Annotated in this window: 1 protein-coding gene; it reads right to left on the bottom strand. The window is 59.7% G+C overall.

The annotated features are described in order from the left end of the window. Positions 1-248, bottom strand: a 248-nt coding sequence (locus RYX56_RS26760) for a TonB-dependent receptor domain-containing protein (protein WP_317124376.1), incomplete at both ends; no start/stop codon positions are given.

The following is a 248-nucleotide window of genomic DNA, read 5'->3' as shown; positions in this document are numbered from 1 at the left end:
CAATATCGTCTGACCCGCTGGAGCGCCCGGCCGCTCGCCGTAGAGGTTTCCGGGAAACAGATAGACGGTAACGGGATTGAGCCGCTGATAGAGGGTCGGCGACTTGAAAGAGCGGCCCCAGCTCAGTTTGAAGTCGACATCCGCATTGGGTGACCAGACGAAACCCAGCTTTGGCGTCGCGAGCCTTCCGATGCCGGGATAGTCCTCATAACGAACGGCCGCTGAAAGCGAGGTGCGATAGAAGCCAG

The organism is Alkalihalophilus lindianensis (assembly GCF_032843265.1).
In the GTDB taxonomy this organism is placed as follows: domain Bacteria; phylum Bacillota; class Bacilli; order Bacillales; family Bacillaceae_D; genus Alkalihalophilus; species Alkalihalophilus lindianensis.
This window is presented reverse-complemented; position numbering and strand designations above follow the sequence as displayed.